This window comes from Herminiimonas sp. Marseille-P9896, from assembly GCF_903993245.1.
Lineage (GTDB): Bacteria > Pseudomonadota > Gammaproteobacteria > Burkholderiales > Burkholderiaceae_D > Oxalicibacterium > Oxalicibacterium contaminans.
Genome location: NZ_CAJEVT010000003.1, coordinates 278,897 through 299,124, shown reverse-complemented (window position 1 = coordinate 299,124; position 20,228 = coordinate 278,897). Strand labels below are relative to the sequence as shown.

Annotated in this window: 18 protein-coding genes, 2 tRNA genes and 1 pseudogene; 11 read left to right on the top strand and 10 right to left on the bottom strand. The window is 52.6% G+C overall.

Translation table 11 applies throughout. The features are described 5' to 3' along the window. Window positions 1–117 precede the first annotated feature (117 nt). Window positions 118–194: transfer RNA gene (locus H7U06_RS11795), tRNA-Met, on the bottom strand. A gap of 141 nt (window positions 195–335) precedes the next feature. Between H7U06_RS11795 and H7U06_RS11790 the strand changes: the two genes are divergently transcribed. Next, the gene (locus H7U06_RS11790; protein ID WP_175626355.1) at window positions 336–923 is read left to right on the top strand and encodes an NUDIX hydrolase; all 588 of its coding nucleotides are present in this window, start codon (window positions 336–338) and stop codon (window positions 921–923) included. An 83-nt stretch (window positions 924–1,006) separates the two neighbouring features. On the opposite strand, the gene H7U06_RS11785 is transcribed toward H7U06_RS11790, so the two are convergent. Then, on the bottom strand, window positions 1,007–2,209 hold the full coding sequence (locus H7U06_RS11785; RefSeq protein WP_175626354.1) for an ammonium transporter: 1,203 nt from the start codon (window positions 2,207–2,209) through the stop codon (window positions 1,007–1,009). Between the two features lie 181 nt (window positions 2,210–2,390). On the opposite strand from H7U06_RS11785, the gene aat reads away from it, so the two are divergent. From aat to H7U06_RS11770, 3 genes are all read left to right on the top strand, one after another. Then, a complete protein-coding gene (gene aat / locus H7U06_RS11780) occupies window positions 2,391–3,125 on the top strand; it encodes a leucyl/phenylalanyl-tRNA--protein transferase (protein WP_175626353.1) in 735 nt (244 codons plus the stop codon). A 110-nt stretch (window positions 3,126–3,235) separates the two neighbouring features. Next, entirely contained in the window at window positions 3,236–3,985 is a 750-nt protein-coding gene (locus H7U06_RS11775) for an arginyltransferase (protein ID WP_175626352.1), read from the top strand. Window positions 3,986–4,065: 80 nt separating this feature from the next. Then, entirely contained in the window at window positions 4,066–5,103 is a 1,038-nt protein-coding gene (locus H7U06_RS11770) for a quinone-dependent dihydroorotate dehydrogenase (RefSeq protein WP_175626351.1), read from the top strand. A gap of 99 nt (window positions 5,104–5,202) precedes the next feature. Here H7U06_RS11770 and clpA read toward each other — a convergent pair whose 3' ends face one another. Together clpA and clpS are read right to left on the bottom strand one after the other, a co-directional pair. After that, window positions 5,203–7,506 carry an ATP-dependent Clp protease ATP-binding subunit ClpA gene (gene clpA, locus H7U06_RS11765; protein ID WP_175626350.1) on the bottom strand — a complete coding sequence of 768 codons (2,304 nt, stop codon included), beginning with the start codon at window positions 7,504–7,506 and terminating at the stop codon, window positions 5,203–5,205. Continuing rightward, window positions 7,503–7,811 (bottom strand): ATP-dependent Clp protease adapter ClpS, encoded by a 309-nt coding sequence (gene clpS / locus H7U06_RS11760; protein WP_011871837.1) that lies wholly within the window; start codon window positions 7,809–7,811, stop codon window positions 7,503–7,505. The genes clpA and clpS overlap by 4 nt, the downstream gene beginning before the upstream one ends. 335 nt (window positions 7,812–8,146) lie before the next feature. On the opposite strand from clpS, the gene H7U06_RS11755 reads away from it, so the two are divergent. From H7U06_RS11755 to H7U06_RS11745, 3 genes are all read left to right on the top strand, one after another. After that, entirely contained in the window at window positions 8,147–8,350 is a 204-nt protein-coding gene (locus H7U06_RS11755) for a cold-shock protein (protein ID WP_009665919.1), read from the top strand. Window positions 8,351–8,675: 325 nt separating this feature from the next. Then, window positions 8,676–9,239 carry a pseudouridine synthase gene (locus tag H7U06_RS11750; RefSeq protein ID WP_175626349.1) on the top strand — a complete coding sequence of 188 codons (564 nt, stop codon included), beginning with the start codon at window positions 8,676–8,678 and terminating at the stop codon, window positions 9,237–9,239. Between the two features lie 106 nt (window positions 9,240–9,345). Next, the gene (locus H7U06_RS11745) at window positions 9,346–9,801 is read left to right on the top strand and encodes a DUF192 domain-containing protein (protein ID WP_175626348.1); all 456 of its coding nucleotides are present in this window, start codon (window positions 9,346–9,348) and stop codon (window positions 9,799–9,801) included. 95 nt (window positions 9,802–9,896) lie between these two features. Here the strand turns inward: H7U06_RS11745 and rpsT are convergent, their stop codons facing one another. Next, window positions 9,897–10,160: a 30S ribosomal protein S20 gene (gene rpsT, locus H7U06_RS11740; protein WP_012080371.1), complete on the bottom strand. Its 264-nt coding sequence runs from the start codon at window positions 10,158–10,160 to the stop codon at window positions 9,897–9,899. A gap of 328 nt (window positions 10,161–10,488) precedes the next feature. Here rpsT and murJ point away from each other — a divergent pair, with 328 nt between their 5' ends. Together murJ and H7U06_RS11730 are read left to right on the top strand one after the other, a co-directional pair. Next, window positions 10,489–12,039, top strand: coding sequence for a murein biosynthesis integral membrane protein MurJ (gene murJ, locus H7U06_RS11735; protein WP_175626347.1), 1,551 nt, complete (start codon window positions 10,489–10,491; stop codon window positions 12,037–12,039). Window positions 12,040–12,108: 69 nt separating this feature from the next. Further along, window positions 12,109–12,948: a SirB1 family protein gene (locus H7U06_RS11730; protein ID WP_175626346.1), complete on the top strand. Its 840-nt coding sequence runs from the start codon at window positions 12,109–12,111 to the stop codon at window positions 12,946–12,948. Window positions 12,949–13,006: 58 nt separating this feature from the next. Here the strand turns inward: H7U06_RS11730 and H7U06_RS11725 are convergent, their stop codons facing one another. Beyond that, a complete protein-coding gene (locus tag H7U06_RS11725; protein WP_175626345.1) occupies window positions 13,007–14,911 on the bottom strand; it encodes an ATP-binding cassette domain-containing protein in 1,905 nt (634 codons plus the stop codon). A gap of 161 nt (window positions 14,912–15,072) precedes the next feature. On the opposite strand from H7U06_RS11725, the gene H7U06_RS11720 reads away from it, so the two are divergent. Then, a tRNA-Arg gene (locus tag H7U06_RS11720) sits at window positions 15,073–15,147 on the top strand. A 455-nt stretch (window positions 15,148–15,602) separates the two neighbouring features. Further along, complete coding sequence (locus H7U06_RS11715) at window positions 15,603–16,037, top strand: hypothetical protein (RefSeq protein ID WP_175626344.1); 435 nt, start codon at window positions 15,603–15,605, stop codon at window positions 16,035–16,037. A gap of 66 nt (window positions 16,038–16,103) precedes the next feature. Here H7U06_RS11715 and H7U06_RS11710 read toward each other — a convergent pair. From H7U06_RS11710 to H7U06_RS11695, 4 genes and pseudogenes are all read right to left on the bottom strand, one after another. Further along, a pseudogene (locus H7U06_RS11710) lies at window positions 16,104–16,445 on the bottom strand (DUF6176 family protein). Further along, window positions 16,445–17,074: a pyridoxamine 5'-phosphate oxidase family protein gene (locus H7U06_RS11705; protein ID WP_175626343.1), complete on the bottom strand. Its 630-nt coding sequence runs from the start codon at window positions 17,072–17,074 to the stop codon at window positions 16,445–16,447. Before H7U06_RS11705 ends, H7U06_RS11710 begins: the two are co-directional and overlap by 1 nt. A 217-nt stretch (window positions 17,075–17,291) precedes the next feature. Beyond that, window positions 17,292–19,259, bottom strand: a complete 1,968-nt coding sequence (locus tag H7U06_RS11700; protein WP_175626342.1) for a family 2A encapsulin nanocompartment cargo protein cysteine desulfurase — start codon at window positions 19,257–19,259, stop codon at window positions 17,292–17,294. 9 nt (window positions 19,260–19,268) lie between these two features. Then, the gene (locus H7U06_RS11695; protein ID WP_175626341.1) at window positions 19,269–20,201 is read right to left on the bottom strand and encodes a family 2A encapsulin nanocompartment shell protein; all 933 of its coding nucleotides are present in this window, start codon (window positions 20,199–20,201) and stop codon (window positions 19,269–19,271) included. Window positions 20,202–20,228 lie beyond the last annotated feature (27 nt).

Below are 20,228 nucleotides of genomic sequence, written 5' to 3'. Positions count from 1 at the left end.
ACGACAATCATCTTTGGAATCGATTGTCCGGTTAGAGAACCAGTTGATACTGCTATCCGACGCCCGTTTTAGAGGAGATGTAATGATGGGCGGGATTTGATAAGACTTGTAAGACTTTGGTTGCGGGGGCAGGATTTGAACCTACGACCTTCGGGTTATGAGCCCGACGAGCTGCCAGACTGCTCCACCCCGCGTCTGAAGATATGAATTATATAGGGTATCGCCGAGCAAAGCAATCTTAATTGCAGCTTCTTTATGCAGTGATACACTGCTCACCTTGTAATCATGTCTGTAATGATCCGGATAACCAGGCTTTTCAACGATTTGTAATCCTTATGAAATTTTGTTCCGAGTGCGCGCACCCAGTAACCTTATTGATTCCCGAGGGTGACAACCGTCCACGTTATGTATGCAGCAGTTGCGGCACCATCCATTACCAGAACCCCAAGATGGTATTAGGCTCCATCCCGGTCTGGGATGAAGACGGTGACATGCGCATACTGTTATGCAAGCGCGCGATCGAACCACGCCTCGGTTACTGGACGCTCCCGGCCGGCTTCATGGAAAACAATGAAACCACCAGCAACGCTGCAATCCGCGAAACCACAGAGGAAGCTGGCGCAAATATCCACCTGCATGAATTGTTTTCTTTATTGAATGTGCCGCATGTACATCAGGTGCATATGTTTTACCGCGCCACGCTGCTCGACCTGAATTTCGAAGCGGGAATTGAAAGCCTCGAAGTCAAATTATTCGCGCCGGAAGATATCCCATGGGAAGACATCGCCTTCCCTACCGTGCACCACACCCTGCAATTTTTCCTGCAGGATCATGCCAACCGCAAGAATGGCGGCTCTTATGGTTTCCACACGATGGACATACTGAAACCCATGTTGAGTCCGGAAGCATTTACTCATACATGATTGATTTCGCGCGCAAACAAAAATGGCGACTCACACTAAATGAGTCGCCATTTTCTTAACGATGATTTTTATTCCCAGCTTTATCACCAATACGTTTCGCGCTCCGGTGTCGCACTGACATTATGTATCGACAAATCAGCACCATTGAATTCCTGCTCCGGATCAAGGCGTATGCCTACCGTCATTTTCAACGCGCCATAAATCAGGAAGCCACCAGCCAGTGCAATCGAAATACCCAGGCCGGTTCCGATCAGTTGCGACATGAAGGAAACGCCACCCAGGCCGCCCAGTGATTTCAAACCAAAGATACCAGCTGCCAGACCACCCCATGCGCCGCACAAACCATGCAAAGGCCAGACACCGAGCACGTCATCGATCTTCCATTTGTTTTGTGTCAGCGCAAAAGCCCAGACAAAAATAAGACCAGCGATAGCGCCTGTTATCAAGGCACCCAGCGGATGCATCACGTTAGAACCTGCGCATACAGCGACCAGACCCGCCAATGGTCCGTTGTGCACATAGCCCGGATCGTTTTTACCAGCCAGGAATGCGGCCAACGTACCACCCACCATCGCCATCAATGAGTTCACTGCAACCAGGCCATTCATCTGCTCCATGGTCTGCGCACTCATCACATTGAAACCAAACCAGCCCACTGTCAGTATCCATGCGCCCAGCGCGAGGAAAGGAATACTGGACGGTGGATGCGCAGCGATCGTGCCTTCCTTGGTATAACGTCCGCGACGCGCACCCAGCAGTAGCACTGCAGGCAAAGCGATCCAGCCACCCACCGCATGCACCACGATGGAACCGGCGAAATCATGGAAGTTGGCACCGAAAGTACTGTTCAGCCAGGCTTGTATGCCGAAGTGCTGATTCCATGCGATGCCTTCAAAAAATGGATACACCACACCAACGATTAAAGCGGTCGCCAATAACTGTGGATGGAAGCGCGCACGCTCAGCAATGCCGCCCGAAATAATCGCCGGGATCGCAGCGGCAAACGTCAGCAAGAAAAAGAATTTGACCAGTTCATATCCGTTACGCTCAGTCAGCACTTCGGCACTGCCAAAAAAGCTCACGCCATACGCAATGCTGTAACCAACAAAAAAATAGGCGATGGTCGAAACAGCAAAATCGACTAATATTTTGACCAAAGCATTGACTTGGTTTTTCTTGCGCACTGTCCCCAGCTCAAGAAAAGCAAAACCGGCGTGCATAGCCAGGACCATGACAGCACCGAGCATGATGAATAATGCGTCTGTGCCGTGTTTGAGTGCATCCATGCAAAAATCTCCCAATATGTGTGCGTAGCGGATAATCGAACGCACCATAAAAGCAAAAATCGTTCCATTTTGGTGATTTTTATAAAGCATTGATTTTTAAAGATAATATTTACTTACCTCAAAGAAACACGGATAACGCACCAAAAATGAACGAAGCAATGAGCCAAAACAGGGAAGCCGCATGATTCCATGGCTGGAAGCGGATGATCCGTTCCCGAATGTTTCCAGCGCCTTAACGGAAGCAGATGGCGCAGCTGGCTTACTGGCGGCGGGTGCCGACCTGTCCCCGGGGCGTTTGCTGGAGGCTTATCGCAACGGGATTTTCCCGTGGTTCTCGGAAGGCCAGCCCATACTTTGGTGGAGCACAGACCCGCGCATGGTCTTGTTCGTCAAAGACTTCAAGATCTCACACAGCCTTAAAAAGAAACTCAAACAAATCCAGCGCAGCATCAACAGTCACGATGGCCGTTGGGAAATCCGCTTCGATCACGCATTTGAGGAAGTCATGCGTGCCTGCGCGGAGCCACGTGATGGCGAAGGCGGCACCTGGATCTCTGATGAAATCGTTGCCGGTTATGTCGGTCTGCATAAGCTGGGTTATGCACATTCATCCGAACTGTGGCTGGAAGGGAAACTGGTCGGTGGCGCTTACGGCGTCAGCATAGGACATATGTTCTATGGCGAGTCCATGTTTGCACGGGTACCCGATGCATCCAAGATTGCATTGAGCTACCTCGTACACTTCCTGGGTAAGCATGGGGTTTCGATGATAGACTGCCAGCAAGAGACCGCGCATTTGGCCTCGTTGGGTGCAGCACCGATCGCACGTACGGAATTTATTTCACGCTTGCGCCAGGCTGCAGGCGGCCCGCAAATAAAAGATTGGCAGCCAATTGCATTGTTTCCGAACTCCTGAAGTATTATTGTTAGAACAGCTGTCTGATATTGATTTAGCCGACGAAGTCGCGAACTCGGAACTTACGAATTCGGAACGAGCGAATTCGGAACTTAACTAAGTACGCAATCATGACGCACCCTAAGGAATTACCGTTCTCCACGCTCCAGTTCTACGCAACTGCACCCTACCCGTGCAGCTATCTGGATGGACGGCAGGCGCGCTCACAAGTCGCCACTCCTTCCCATCTGATCAACGCTGACGTTTATTCCGAACTGGTCAAGAACGGCTTCCGTCGTAGCGGCATCTTCACCTATCGCCCCTACTGTGACGGCTGCCAGGCTTGCACCCCAGTGCGCATCAAAGTCGCGGAATTCGTACCGAACCGCAGCCAGCGCCGCGCGCAGACCAAGCATAGTGATTTGCAAACGTCCGTCACCAAGCTGACCTATCTGGCTGAACACTACGACCTGTATCTGCGCTATCAGACCGCACGGCATGCTGGTGGCGGCATGGACCAGGACAGCCGCGAGCAATACGCGCAGTTCCTGTTGCAAAGCAAAGTCAACACACGCCTGGTGGAATTCCGCGAAGACGACGGCACGCTGCGCATGGTCAGCATCATCGACGTGCTGGACGACGGTTTGTCGTCGGTCTACACCTTCTACGATCCGGCACCACAAAACGCTTCCTACGGTACCTACAACATCCTGTGGCAAATCGCCCAGGCGCAGGCGCTGCAGATGCCCTACATCTATCTGGGCTACTGGATCAAGGAAAGCCCGAAAATGTCCTATAAAACCAATTTCCAGCCGCTGGAAGCCTTGCAACAAGGTGAATGGATCCCGCTTCCGCTCGTCGATCCCTCGTCCACGCGGTAAAATACAGGGTTCGCAAATCAGCTGTTCGCATGCCTGCGCCCAGTTGACCAGCCCTTTGATCTACCAACCTGATCCTTACCGTGTCCGACAAACTTCTCTACGCCCTCGCGCGCCCTTTCCTGTTCGCCATCGATCCGGAAGCCGCCCACAACCTGACCCTGCCAGCACTACGCCGCGCCGCTGCACTGGGCCTGACTTCGTCCATCGTCAAACCAGCGCACGATCCACGTACCGTAATGGGCATCACTTTTCCGAATCCAGTCGGCCTGGCTGCTGGCCTGGACAAGGACGGCGCCTATATCGATGGCCTGGCGACGCTGGGATTCGGTTCGATCGAGGTCGGCACCGTCACTCCACGCGCGCAACCTGGCAACGCGATGCCACGCATGTTCCGCCTGCCGCAGGCAAACGCCATCATCAACCGCATGGGCTTCAACAATGGCGGCGCAGATGCTTTCGTTGCCAACGTCAGGGCTTCGAAGTTTTATCAAAACAAGGAAGGTGTACTTGGCCTGAACATCGGCAAGAACGCCGATACACCGATCGAGCGCGCAGTCGATGATTACCTGATCTGCCTGGAGAAGGTGTACCCATACGCCAGCTACGTGACGGTCAACATCTCATCGCCCAACACCAAAAACCTGCGTCAGTTGCAAGGAGCATCCGAACTGGACGCCTTGCTATCGCAACTGAAAGAAGCACAGCAACGCCTGTCCGACCAACACAAGCGCTACGTCCCGATTGCCTTGAAAATCGCACCTGATATGGAGCTGGAACAAATCCAGACGATCGCGCAAGCCTTGTTGCGTCACAAGATGGATGGCGTTATCGCGACAAATACAACCGTCAGCCGCGACGCGGTCAAGAATCTGAAACATGCCCAGGAAACCGGTGGCTTGTCCGGCGCGCCAGTATTCGAAGCGTCAAATAAAGTCATACGTGCACTCAAGAGCGAGCTCGGTGACGCGCTGCCTATCATAGGCGTAGGCGGCATCCTGTCAGGAAGCGATGCGCAAGCAAAGGTTGCCGCGGGTGCTTCCTTGGTTCAACTGTATACCGGCCTGATTTATCGTGGCCCGGCGCTGGTCAAGGAATGCGCCGCTGCCTTGCACGCCTGAGGACAGATCGCCTGATTTGAATCCGCGCATCCTCGCGCACAAAATCAAAAAGCCCGGACCACTGAGTGGTTCGGGCTTTTTTTATCGTGCAAGCAGTGCTTATTCGACTTCGACTGTCTCCGGTGTTGCAGCCGGAGGAGCCGTATCACCTTCACTGAAGTCCAGCTTGATCTGATCGTTATCGTCCAGATCAACCGTGACCTTGCCACCAGTGACCAGGCGACCGAACAGCAACTCATCAGCCAGTGCTTTGCGTATCATGTCCTGGATCAGACGCGACATCGGACGTGCACCCATCAGCGGATCAAATCCTTTCTTCGCGAGGAAAGTACGCAGCTTCTCGGTGAAGATGGCTTCTACTTTCTTCTCGTGCAGTTGCTCTTCCAACTGCATCAGGAATTTATCAACCACACGCAGGATGATTTCTTCATCCAGTGCACGGAAGCTGATGATGGCATCCAGGCGATTGCGGAATTCAGGCGTAAACATGCGCTTGATATCCGCCATCTCGTCGCCGGTTTCTTTCTTCTCGGTGAAACCGATAGTACGTTTCTGCAGGCTTTCAGCACCAGCATTCGTCGTCATGATGATGATCACATTGCGGAAATCCGCTTTACGACCATTGTTATCAGTCAAGGTGCCGTGATCCATCACTTGCAACAGGATATTGAAAATATCCGGATGTGCCTTTTCGATTTCATCCAGCAGCAGGACTGCATGCGGCTTCTTGGTAATCGCTTCGGTCAGCAAACCACCCTGATCGAAACCGACATAACCCGGCGGCGCACCGATCAGGCGGCTGACCGCATGACGTTCCATATACTCGGACATATCGAAACGAATCAGGTCTATGCCCATCAGGAAAGCCAGCTGTTTCGCTGCTTCGGTTTTACCGACACCGGTAGGACCGGAGAACAGGAAGGAGCCGATAGGCTTGTCTGCTTTACCCAGGCCAGCGCGTGCGACCTTGATCGCCGAACCCAACGCTTCCAACGCAGGATCCTGACCAAACACGACATTCTTCAGATCGCGCTCTATGGTCTGCAACTTGGATCGATCATCCTGATTGACCGTTTGCGCAGGAATACGCGCGATCTTGGAAATGATGTCCTCGATCTCGGATTTGCCGATGGTTTTCTTTTGCTTGGACTTCGGCAGGATGCGTTGTGCTGCACCCGCCTCATCGATCACGTCGATTGCCTTGTCCGGCAAGTGACGGTCGTTAATAAAGCGTGCTGCCAACTCAGCTGCTGAAGTCAGCGCCGAAGCCGAATACTTCACGCCATGATGTTCTTCGAAACGCGATTTCAAGCCACGCAGAATCTGTATGGTTTGTTCGACGGTAGGCTCGTTCACATCGATCTTTTGGAAACGACGTGACAAGGCATGGTCTTTTTCAAAGACACCGCGGAATTCGGTAAAGGTAGTCGCGCCTATGCATTTCAACTGACCATTCGACAAAGCCGGTTTCAGCAAGTTGGATGCGTCCAGCGTGCCGCCCGAAGCCGAACCCGCACCGATGATGGTGTGGATTTCGTCGATGAACAGGATGCCGTTAGGGTTATCTTTCAGTTGCTTGAGCACTGCTTTCAGGCGTTGCTCGAAGTCACCGCGATATTTGGTACCGGCCAGCAAAGCGCCCATGTCCAGTGAATAGACGACAGCGTTCTGCAGGACTTCAGGGACATCGCCTTGCGTGATGCGCCATGCCAGGCCTTCCGCGATAGCGGTTTTGCCGACACCAGCTTCACCTACCAGCAGCGGATTGTTTTTGCGACGACGGCACAAGGTTTGGATCACGCGCTCGACCTCGCCTTCGCGGCCGATCAGCGGATCGATCTTGCCTTCGCTCGCCATCTTGTTCAGATTTTGCGTGAACTGATCCAGCGCACTTTCTTTTTGCTGTCCTTCAGCCGACGGCGCATCCTCGGCACCTTCAGGTGCTTTTTGCGCATCGCTTTGTTGATCCTTGCGCACGCCATGCGAAATGAAATTGACTACGTCGAGACGTGTCACACCTTGCTGGTGCAAGTAATAAACAGCGTGTGAATCTTTTTCGCCAAAGATGGCAACCAGCACGTTTGCGCCTGTCACTTCCTTCTTGCCGTTGGAAGCAGACTGGACATGCATGATCGCGCGTTGAATCACGCGTTGGAAACCAAGTGTAGGTTGGGTATCGACCTCAGCGGCACCAGGCACCGTAGGCGTATTGTCGCCAATAAAATTGGTCAACGTTTTACGCAGGTCTTCAATATTGACCGCACAAGCACGCAGAACCTCGGCAGCTGATGGATTATCCAGCAGCGCAAGGAGCAAATGCTCGACGGTGATAAACTCATGGCGCGCCTGTCTTGCTTCGACAAACGCCATATGCAAACTGACTTCTAATTCCTGCGCAATCATACTTCCTCCATCACGCACTGCAGGGGATGCCCCGCTTTTCGGGCGTGGTTCAAAACCAGCTCAACTTTCGTAGACGCGATATCTTTCGGATACACGCCACAAATACCTTTTCCGTCGCGGTGAACCATGAGCATGATTTGCGTTGCTGTCTCACGATCTTTACTAAAGTATTCCTGAAGAATCATCACGACGAATTCCATCGGCGTGTAGTCATCATTCAGCAATAACACCTGATACATAGACGGCGGCTTGAGTTTTTGCTCTTGCCGCATAAGGACCGTACCATCGTCATGCTTAATTGCCATAGGTCTATTCTAATACGTTCGACCGTGTGCACAATGCCCAGAAGAACAGAGAAACAAATTAATTTAATATTACGCGTTTTCTTCTGAATACGCAGATGACGATCAAACGTAAGAATTCAAGAGTCACCCACTTTCCCCCTGAAAATAAAGTTTTCCAGGCCTCACGAAAAGCGCTTGACTTTTGTATTTTTTGCGTAAAGAATGAATCTTATTGACATGCTTGACAACAATGGCTTGTCAATACGAAGTGAGCAGGTTTTAGGAGGGGCAACGTAAACGAGGCTTCTTTCTTTTGCGGCTCGTGTGATTAAGTCTATATTAGAAAGACGCTTTTTATGGCAACAGGTACCGTCAAGTGGTTCAACGACTCCAAAGGCTTCGGCTTTATCACCCCGGACGACGGCGGTGAGGATTTGTTTGCACACTTTTCCGCAATCCAAATGAACGGCTTCAAGACCCTCAAAGAAGGTCAGAAAGTTCAGTTCGAAGTCACGCAAGGCCCTAAAGGCAAGCAAGCTTCCAACATTCAAGCTCCTTAATTTTTTAAGGACTTGCGAAAAACCCCGCTTCGGCGGGGTTTTTTATTGTCTTTTTTATGACGATCTTTACGACGTTTTAACTTCATCGCAAGCGCTTTATCTCGCATATAACTGCGTAGCGACTTTCGCACGCAAAATCATTTCTCCCATATATATGGGATACAGTTGCAGCGCCGGTTTCACGCCGCGCGACAAATTTGCAACACTCCGAAAATATTTCTGCACCTTATTTCGTTGCGATATTTTTGCAATACTTTGATATCGCGTTCGACAAAATCTCTTTACCATCGCAATTCAGTCGTCACCACGTCACCGCAACTTCATCATGCCCCTGATTCTGTTTAACAAGCCCTTCCAGACCATGTGCCAGTTTTCGCCGCACCCTACGCGCAAATCACTGGCCGACCACATCGACATACCGAATATTTATCCTGCCGGACGACTGGATGCTGACAGCGAAGGCTTGTTGCTACTGACTGACGACGGCAAGCTGCAACACGCGATCAGCCACCCGGATAGAGAGCACACCAAAACTTATCTGGTACAGGTTGAAGGCATACCCGATAACGATGCACTGGAGCGCTTGCGCGCACCACTCGATCTCGGCGATTTCGTCACGCGCGCATGTGTAGTCAAACGCGTAGCAGAACCCGATTGGTTATGGCCACGCAATCCGCCGATACGTGAGCGCGCCAACGCACCCACCAGTTGGCTGACCATCACACTGTCAGAAGGTAAAAACCGGCAAGTACGGCGTATGACAGGTGCGGTCGGTTATCCGACTTTGCGCCTGGTGCGCATCGCCATCGGACCGGTATCGCTGGAGAGCCATCCATTATGGCCGGGTGAATGGCGCGAGATTTCAGTCAAGGAACTAGGCCTGGGCTAAATCATCCAAGCAGAGTTCTCGTAGCAGACATGGCACGCGCTTTTCTCTTTTTCATTTACACTGACCGACGTCACCTCTTAGCTTTATTACTTACTCAATCCACCCCATGAACAAATTCCTCAGCACTTGCGCGATCGCCATTGCCTGCGCGACCACCCTCGCCGCAAGCGTTAGCTACGCGCAGCAAGACAAAAAATTCCCAGTCATTTCATTAACCGCAGGGATGAATATCATCAAAGCCGAGGTCGCATCGAATGAAGCCGAACGTCAGCAAGGTTTGATGAACCGCGCCAGCATGGGACCAAATGAAGGCATGGTGTTCCTGTTCGGCGCACCGGCCGGCGTCTGCATGTGGATGAAAAATACCCTGATCCCCTTGTCCGTCGCCTTTATTGATGCCGACGGCAAGATTGTGAATATAGAAGATATGAAGCCGCAAACCCTGGATTCGCACTGCTCGAAAAAACCAGTGCCGTATGCACTGGAAATGAATGAAGGCTGGTTCAAGCACAAGAACCTGAAGCCGGGCAGCGTCATAGAAGGCCTGCCTAAACTGCACTAATCAAGCAGACAAGCAAAAACCCCGCACGACCTGAATCGTGCGGGGTTTTTAATGTCTTGCTCAGTGCGGCGCCGGGGCGCAGCCGACAAAAACGATTAAGCCAGCGCTTTCAAAGCAGCTGCGAGGCGGCTTTTATGACGTGCTGCTTTGTTTTTGTGGATGATTTTCTTGTCAGCGATACGGTCGATGGTCGACACGGAAGCCAGGAAAACTTGCGCTGCAGCAGCTTTGTCGCCCGCTTCAATTGCCTTACGAACAGCTTTAACAGCTGTACGCAGCGTGGAACGCTGGCTGGAATTGTGAGCGTTTTGCTTAACTGCTTGACGAGCGCGTTTGCGTGCTTGTGCGGTATTTGCCATGAATATTATTTCCTAAAAACAGGTCTACGCGCATTCGCAAACACGCATGTTAGTGAGACAGAATTCTGTGAAGCTGCAGATTATAGCCGTATTTTCCTAATCAGGCAAATAGATGCTGACTCCCTTGCAAGATTGTTGCAAGCTGACTGCAATCGCGAAAATGTGTTTATTTAACAATATTTTTAAACGTGCTGGCTGGGATGCAGGAATATTAATAAATATCGCCGTGCACGGAATTATCCCATGCCGGCACGTACTAAGCGCTATCTCTTATATGCAGGCCTCCTATGCACCATCGTTTCACCTTGAACAGATATAATTCCGCTCCATGAACTTGCACAAAACGCTTGCGGCGGTCTCCGGCATGACGATGGTTTCTCGTGTGACAGGACTGATCCGCGAGATCCTGTTTGCCCGTGCATTTGGCGCATCCGCCTATACCGATGCGTTCAATATCGCATTCCGCATCCCCAACCTGCTGCGCCGCTTATTCGCTGAAGGTGCGTTTTCGCAGGCCTTCGTCCCCATCCTGGCGGAATACAAAAGCCAGAAAGGTGAAGAAGCGACCAAAAGCCTGGTTGACCATGTAGCAACTGTCCTGATCTGGACCATGCTGCTGACCTGCCTGATAGGCGTGATCGCCTCGCCGTTTATTGTTTATCTGATCGCGACCGGGCTAAAAGCCAAGTCCGAAGCATTCGACGCGTCGGTCTGGATGACCCGCGTAATGTTCCCTTACATCGGCTTCATGGCTTTCGTCGCGCTCAGTGGCGGCATCCTGAATACCTGGCGCGAATTCAAGATTCCGGCGTTTACACCTGTTCTGTTGAATCTGTCCTTCATCGTGGCGACGCTGTTCCTCGCGCCGCATCTGGACCAGCCTATCTATGCGATGGCGATCGCGGTCATCGTCGGCGGCCTGCTGCAAATGGCAATCCAGATCCCTGCCTTGCTGAAGATAGGCATGTTGCCACGTATCTCGCGCAATCCTCTCGCCAGTCTCGGTGATGCCGGTGTGCGCAAGGTGCTGAGCAAAATGGGGCCTGCTGTCTTTGCCGTATCGGCAGCGCAGATCAGCCTGATGATCAATACCAATATCGCATCACGCCTCGAAAGCGGTAGCGTGTCCTGGCTGTCATATGCAGATCGCTTGATGGAATTCCCGACCGCACTGCTGGGTGTAGCACTGGGTACCATCCTGTTGCCTAGCCTGTCGAAAGCCAACTTCGAAGGCAATACCGAAGAATACTCATCCTTGCTGGACTGGGGCCTGCGCCTGACTTTCCTGCTGGCGCTGCCATGCGCGGTCGGCCTGGCCACCATCTCGGAACCGCTGACAGCGACACTCTTCCATTACGGCAAATTCAATGAGCTGTCGGTCGAGATGACATCGCGCGCACTGGTCGCTTACGGTGTCGGCCTGATCGGCCTGATCCTGGTGAAAATCCTGGCGCCTGGCTTTTACGCACAGCAAAATATCAAAACCCCGGTCAAGATTGCCATCGGCGTATTGATTGCGACGCAATTGATGAACATGATCTTCGTGCCGTGGATCGCCCATGCCGGCCTGGCATTGTCGATCGGACTGGGTGCTTGCCTGAACGCAGGTTTCCTGTACTGGGGCCTGAAACGCCGTGGCATCTACAACGCCCTGCCCGGCTGGCGCACCTTCTTTATCCGCCTCAGCGGCGCGCTCTTCCTGATGGCTGGCGTGGCGCTCTGGACTGCAGGACAGTTCGACTGGGTTGCGCTGCATGCCACACCATTTATACGGATAGGCGCATTATTAATTGTCATGGCGGCGTGCGGAATTAGTTATTTCGGCGCATTATTAGCCATGGGATTTCGCTTTCGGGATTTCAAGCGCATCGCGCGCTGATCCACACTCATCGCCAGAGTCGGAACGAAGGTCTGCACAATCACGGCATCATCGCTATGATGGAGGCATATGACGATCCAATCTCTAGAGTATTTCTCCACGCTGGTGCAGCAGGACGACAGCATTCCCTTGTTCGAAGCTGCACTCGCCATTGCACAGGATGCCGAGCCGAATCTTGATTTGGCCGCATCGCAAGCGGAAGTCGATACGCTTGCTGTCAAACTGAAACAACGTTTGCCGGACGACGCATCGACACTGCAAAAGCTGCGTATGCTGAATCATTATTTTTATAATGAGCTGGGCTTCAGCGGCAACGTCAACGATTACTACAACCCCGACAACAGTTATCTGCACCGCGTGATTGATACGCGACGCGGCATTCCGATCTCACTCGCTGTTCTGTATATGGAACTGGCGCAACAAATCGATCTGGATGTGCAGGGCATTTCCTTTCCTGGTCACTTCCTGATGAAACTGGCGGTGCAATCCGGCCAGGTTGTGCTGGACCCATTCAACGGTGCCAGCCTGTCGCGCGAAGAATTGGAAGAACGGGTCGAGCCTTACATCATGCAGCAAGACTTCCCTGATGATTTCCAGCTCACCGCTTACCTTGATGCCGCCAGCCCGCGTGACATCCTGGTGCGCATGTTGCGCAACCTGAAAACGCTCTTTATGCAACAAGAGCGCTGGCAACGTTTGCTGGAAGTGCAGGAAAGACTGTTGATTTTATTGCCGCATGAAATTGCCGAGCGACGTGACAGAGGCATAGCCTACTTGCATCTTGAATGTCCGCTAGCAGCCTTGCAGGACCTGGAAGCCTATGTCAAACACCGGCCTTATGCGATGGATACGGCAGAACTGCGAGCGCAATTCCCGAAACTGCGTGACGACATCAGTCGCCTGAATTAAAACATCACAAACACTACTGCCTGTTGTCCCCTCACGCGGACAACAGGCAGCTCAGCCATTAGCTACGCGCTTCGATGGCTTCCCACTTCTCCAGCGCTTCCAGCAACAAGCCATCAATTTCAGTAAAACGCTGATTCAGCCGTTTCACTTCATCCGGTTGCTGCGTGTACAGGCTGGCGTCGGCCAGTTTCTCGGTAATCGCTTTTTGCTCTTCTTCCAGTTGCGCGATCAAAGCTGGTAACGCTTCCATCTCGCGCTGTTCTTTGTAGCTGAGTTTCTTTTGCTTGGCGGCAGGTGCGGCGACCGGCGCTGCTTCCACTTTAACTTCAGCCTTGGCCACCGGCTTCGGTGCACCGGCCGGAATAGCAGCCGGACGCACACGTTCCCAGTCGCTATAGCCACCGATATATTCGCGCCACAAGCCATTGCCTTCCGCGACGATGACCTCAGTCACGACGTTATCTAGGAAGGTTCTATCGTGGCTGACCAGGAACACGGTGCCTTTGTAATCTTCCAACAATTCTTCCAACAACTCCAGCGTATCGATATCCAGATCGTTGGTCGGTTCATCCAGTACCAGCACATTGGCTGGCTTGGCGAACAAACGCGCCAGCAGCAAGCGGTTACGCTCACCACCAGACAAGGACTTGACCGGTGAACGCGCACGTTCAGGCGCGAACAGGAAGTCATTGAGGTAAGTCATCACGTGTTTACGCTGACCATTGATCTCTACCCAATCGCTACCAGGCGCGATCGTATCAGCCAGGCTGGCTTCTTCATTCAGCTGCGCACGCATCTGATCGAAATATGCGATCTGCAGTTTGGTACCTTGTTTGACGGTACCTGAATCCGGCTCTTCCTCGCCCAAAATCATTTTCAGCAGGGTAGTCTTGCCCGCACCGTTCAAACCGATCAGGCCTATCTTGTCACCGCGCAGCAGGGTCGCGCTGAAATCGCGCACAATGACTTTATCGCCATAGCTCTTGTTGATATTTTCCAGCTCGGCGACGATCTTGCCGGAACGATCACCGGACGACACATCCAGCTTGACCTGTCCCTGTTGTTCACGACGCGCACTACGCACCAGACGCAAAGCTTCCAGACGACGCACGCGACCTTCATCGCGGGTACGACGGGCTTGCACGCCTTTACGTATCCAGACCTCTTCCTGCGCCAGGAATTTATCGAACTTGGCGTTTTCAACTTCTTCGATTTCCAGTTGCTCTGCTTTACGCACCTGATAGGCACTGAAGTTACCCGGGAACGACAGCAAGCGACCGCGATCCAGTTCGATGATACGGGTCGCCACGTTATCCAGGAAACTACGATCATGGGTGATGAACAAGACACTGCCTTTGAAATCGCGCAGCAAACCTTCCAGCCACATGATGGAAGTGAAATCCAGATGGTTGGTCGGCTCATCCAGCAGCAGCACGTCAGGCACGCTCACCAGCGCACAAGCCAGCGCCACGCGCTTTTGCATACCGCCGGACAACGTACCCATCAACGCATCTTTCACCAGATTCAGGCGGTCCAGCGTCGCTTCGACCTTATTCGTCAGGTTCCATGCATCCGCTGCATCCAGCTTCAGCTGGATCTCATGCATGCGCTCCATCAGCGCATCATCGTTATCACCACCGAATTGGCCGGTCAGCGCATCGTACTCCGCCAGCAAAGCCTGCATATCGCCCATGCCCGACGCCACCGCATCGAACACCGACATCTCAGGCGAGAAATGCGGCTCCTGCTCAACGTAGGCAATCTTGATCCCTTGTTGCATGACAAACAAGCCATCGTCCAGCTTGGAACGACCGGCGATGATTTTCAGCAGCGAAGACTTGCCGGTACCGTTACGACCGATCAAACCTACGCGTTCCGTGGTTTCAAGGGAAAACTCCGCGTGATCGAGCAAAGGGACGTGACCGAACGCGAGCTGCGCGTTCGAGAGTGAAATGACTGCCATAAATGCCTGAAGGTATAAGGTCTGCCGCGCGATTGCGGGCGACCAATTAAAAGAATGAAGACCGCATTGTACCGATAGCGGCAGCATTCCCGCTATTCTTTGCCATATCGTCAGCTATAATCGCGGTCGGAAGTGGCAAAGTGTTGCTCACTTTCAAGCGTCTCGCCGTAGTTCAATGGATAGAACGAGTGCCTCCTAAGCGCTAGATACAGGTTCGATTCCTGTCGGCGGGACCATAACACCGACGAAGATTCTTTGTTAATCAAAGACATACATGCAGATTGATCATGAAACTGTGAAACAAGTTGTGATACACGAATTCCGAATAGGGCTACATCGTGCAACTTCAACTTGGAAAATCACTAACAATTATGATCAAACATCTGTCACGCAGTGACGGCGTCTACCAGTTCACTAAACGCGTTCCCACGACCCCGCAAGAGACCTACAGAAAGAAGTTCACTAGGGTAAGTCGCGTACTACAGACATCCTGATTGCTACCAAGAAGGTCGAAGCGCTAGCACATAAATGAGATGTTGAATTCACACTTCAACTCAACGGGCACCGACAAACCAGCATCTGCGATGCAAGATGCTAAGGCTATCTTCTGTGGCTGACCTCTATCCTGCTATCCTCGCGTGAAGGTGATTGATACGCGGTATTTAATTAACTAAATGTGATCTGACAGGACATGGCTTACTACAGATATTCTGGACTTCAAAAAGGCGCTCTGATTACAGCAGCAGTTGTTCTTTGTGCATTTCAGATACTGCTCTGGGGCATTTTTTCGTCTATTGCTATCCAAACCTTACTACGCAACCCTTCTATCTTACTAGGCATTCCGTTTTGGGCCATTGTTGTCGGAGGTGGCTATGGCTTAACCACTCTTGGTTTAATGGTGTTCTGGATAGAACGATATGCAGCGTTTGGAATTCCTTTGCATGTGCGTATCGGGATAATCGCTGGCGCAATGCTATCCATCTACTTGTTGATTGATTCTGTCTTTTCTGTCTTGGACCTTCGAAATCACTTAATGGCTCTTTTTGTCCCACTAGGTCCACTGACGCTGCTCCTGATATGTTTCTTCCTTATAACGCGGCTACGAAAAAAAATATCCGTTACATGACCATGCAAGCGATGAACCGACTGAATGTGCATTCGCAAGGCACAACTCGTAAAAGCACGAGAAATATTATGTATTGCTACGATCAAGATCAACCAGCAATTCCAATCGAGAGACTTTTTCCCATGTCGTCTTTTTAAAATTCTGATGATATAGATCAACGTCAGCCAATGATTTGACTGCGACTACCTCCGCCTTTTTCAAAGACGGCGCACGCATGTAGTAGACCAAGTAGTCAACGCCCTCAACCGTATCCAGAAAAACCTATTCGATCACGACACCCTCTGCCTCCAGCGTCCGCAAAGCTTCTTCCCTATGTGCTGCGATGTATGCAGCCCACTCACGCACCAGTGGCAGGCTATCCGGTTTGAGCCTGATACGAGCACAAACCACTTCATTCTTAGTATTCATCAGTAAATCGACGTCTTCAAACGCTGCGGCAAGTCAGCATCGTACTTCTCACCGTCGATCTCCGATCCACTCAGATCACTCAAGATAGTACCGAGGCTAGGCAAGGAACTGCGCTCTATCTGCTGCTCTGCCTTCCATAAGCCGGAACGCAAGATCGCACGTGAGCATTGGAAGAAGACAGCTTCGACTGCTATCTTCAATACCGTGTGCGGCGTCTTGCCTTCTATTGCGAAACGTTCGAGCAATGCAGGATCGTTATGGATACTGGCACGGCCGTTGACCCTGACTGTTTCGCCTATGCCCGGGATCAGGAAGATGATTGCCACACGAGGGTCGCTGATGATGTTGCGCAGGCTGTCTATGCGATTGTTACCGCGACGATCCGGTAGCAACAATGTTTTCTCATCCTGTACATGGATGAACCCAGCCGGATCGCCACGCGGCGAGGCATCCAGTCCATCCGGGCCGCTGGTTGCCAGCACTGCGAACGGCGCGGCTTCGATGAAAGCCTGGTAATGCGGATGGATGTAGTCGATTTCTTTGCGTATCGAAGCAGCCATAGGCTGGCCGTAGATGCGCTCCAGTTCTGCGAGGTCTGAAATCTGATGTGCTTTGCTTGATCCGTCCAAGGATAGGCTCCTGAAGATATCGCTGTGATGGGAGAAAATGCCTGACGCTGCGTCGCTAAATATCAACGAGCTATGGACAGATGATAGCGAAAATCAGGAACAGCCGCGATATACGGCCTCAGAAGTCGACGGCCAATAAAAATGGCAGCCGAATTACCAACGAGATAAGACACTATCTGCCGATAACTCAACCGCCATTCAGCGCCGAAGCTGGAAGCTATTTGGTCGCCAGTTTGCGCTGCGATGCCAGTCGCGTTACCACCGCGACCAGCCTGTCGATTTCATCATAGGTATTGTAGAAAGCCAGTGATGGACGCACTGTCGTTTCCACCCCGAAGCGACGCAGGATCGGTTGTGCGCAATGATGTCCGGTACGCACTGCGATACCTTCATCGTTGAGCGCATGACCGACTTCTTCCGTGGTGTAGCCTTGCAACACAAAGGACATGAGGCTGGCCTTGTCCGCTGCCGTACCTATCAGGCGCACGCCCGGGATGGCTGCCAGTTTTTGCATACCGTAGACCAGTAACTCGTGTTCGTAGCGCGCGATGTTTTCAATACCGATTTTATTGACGTAATCGATCGCTGCACCCAGACCAACCGCATCCGCGATGTTGCCGGTACCCGCTTCAAACTTGTTGGGTATAGGCTGGAATACGGTTTTTTCAAAGGTGACATCGGCAATCATGTTGCCGCCACCCTGCCATGGTGGCATGTCTTCCAGGATTTCGCGTTTGCCCCAAACTACGCCTATGCCGGTCGGGCCAAATACCTTGTGTCCGGAGAATACAAAGAAGTCAGCCCCGATGTCCTGCACATCTACCCGCATGTGCGAAATCGATTGCGCGCCATCGACCAGAGCCTTGGCTCCGGCACGGTGTGCCAGTGCGACGATCTCTTTCACCGGGACCACGGTACCCAATGCGTTCGATACTTGCGTGACGGCGACTATCTTGGTTCTGTCGTTCAGCAGCTTCTGATATTCAGACAGGATGACCTGACCATTATCATCCACCGGGATGACGCGCAGCTTCGCCCCTTTGGCCGCTGCGAGTTGTTGCCACGGCACGATGTTGGCATGATGCTCGAGGTTGCTGACGATGATTTCATCGCCCTCACCTACATGTTGTCCACCCCAGCTCTTCGCTACCAGGTTGATCGCCTCCGTTGTTCCACGCACGAAAATGACTTCATTCACATCCGGCGCATTGATGAAGTTTTTCACACGTTGCCGTGCACCTTCGTAAGCATCGGTGGCGCGTGCTGCCAGTTCATGCGCAGCACGGTGAATGTTCGAATTCTCGTGTTCGTAGAAGTAAGCAATGCGATCTATGACAGATTGCGGTTTGTGCGTGGTCGCGGCATTGTCAAACCAGACCAGTTGCCGACCGTTGACACGTTCCTGCAAGATCGGAAAGTCCCGGCGCACCGCATGTACATCAAATGCAGGATGGCGACTCTGATCTGCTTGCGGAATGCCTGTCGCTTGCGTACCACCATGTGGATGTGCTTTCGCTGGCGTGACGTAACCACTAGGTAAGACGACTGAATCAACGAAGTAGTACTTGGGCTCGGTTGAAGGCTGAGTGACTGGCACAGCAGCTTGCGATTTCGGTATGTCACTGACGACTGGTGCAGCAAAAGGCTGCTGCGCCAGCTGATCAAGGATGTCTACCGACGCTGTGCCGTTATCGCGTCCGCCTGCCACAGCTTGTCCTTGCTGCAGGAAGTAGTACGGTGCTGCGCTGTCATCAGGTGCCGCGGTCGGCACAGCTGCCGCTTGTGGCACCCCGAGTACCGCTCCGCCCAGACGTGGTTCGTACGCTGGCAAGGTGCTGATCACCGTATCCGGCACACCGTTAGGTGCGCTCGCATGTGGCAATAATGCAGGCGCACGATTAGCCAATGATGGCAATTGCGCAGGCGAAGCAGGCAACAAGTTAGTGCCCGGGATCTGCCCTTGCGGGATAGGCGTACCCGGCACCGACGGCCCCAGGCCTGCCGGACTGGCGAGTGGCGAACCTGGCGGTGCGAGATCGAGCGGGGCCTGTACACCAGGCAGGGATGGTGCACCCTGATTCGGCAAAGCCGAAAAGAAGGCGCTCGCCATCCGCGCCAGCACGGCCGGATCTATAGGCGCTTCACCGCCAGGCTGGAGTTGCGCAGGAAGGGATGTGTTACTCATGGTCGCGACTTAGCGGTAGGTGTCCGGATAGTCATGGTATTTATTAATCTCCACATCATCCAATACGGCCAGCGCATCAGGTGTCAACACCGCCAGCGAGCAGTACAAGGAGATCAGGTAAGAAGCGATGGCCTGGCCGTTGATACCCATGAAGCGTACCGACAAGCCCGGGCTTTGCTCGCCCGGCAAACCAGGCTGGAACAAACCAACCACGCCCTGGCGTTTATCGCCTACGCGCAGCAGGATAATTTTGCTCTTGCCATCCGCGACCGGCACTTTGTCCGAGGGGATCAGCGGGACGCCGCGCCATGTGATGAATTGTGAACCGAACAGGCTGACTGTCGGTGGAGGTGTGCCGCGACGCGTCGCTTCGCGACCAAAGGCGGCAATCGTCAATGGATGCGCAAGGAAAAATGCAGGCTCTTTCCAGACTTTGGTCAGCAATTCATCCAGGTCATCCGGCGTCGGTGCGCCAGTCAACGGGAAGATGCGCTGCTCATCCGTTACCTGCGCCAGCAGGCCGTAGTCCGGATTGTTGATGAGTTCGCTTTCCTGATTTTCCTTGATGGTTTCTATGGTCAGGCGCAGTTGTTCCTTGATCTGGTCGTGCGGACTGCTGTACAGATCGGAGACACGGGTATGCACGTCGAGGATGGTGCTGACGGCATTCAGATAATGTTCGCGAGGTGCCTCTTCGTAATCGACGAAGGTACGCGGCAACTGGTTTTCTTCTTCACGCGAGGTGCAGGTTACTTTGATCGACTCAGGATTTTTAACCTGGTTCACACGATAGATACCTGCTTCGACCGGCACCCATTGCAGCAAATGCGTCAGCCAGCGTGGCGAGATGATCGATAACTGCGGAACGGTTTTGGTTGCATTCGCTAACTGGCGCGCTGCATTGTCGCCCAACGCCACTTGTGATGAAGAAGTATCTGCCATAAGAATTTCCGATAATTAGAGATGAAT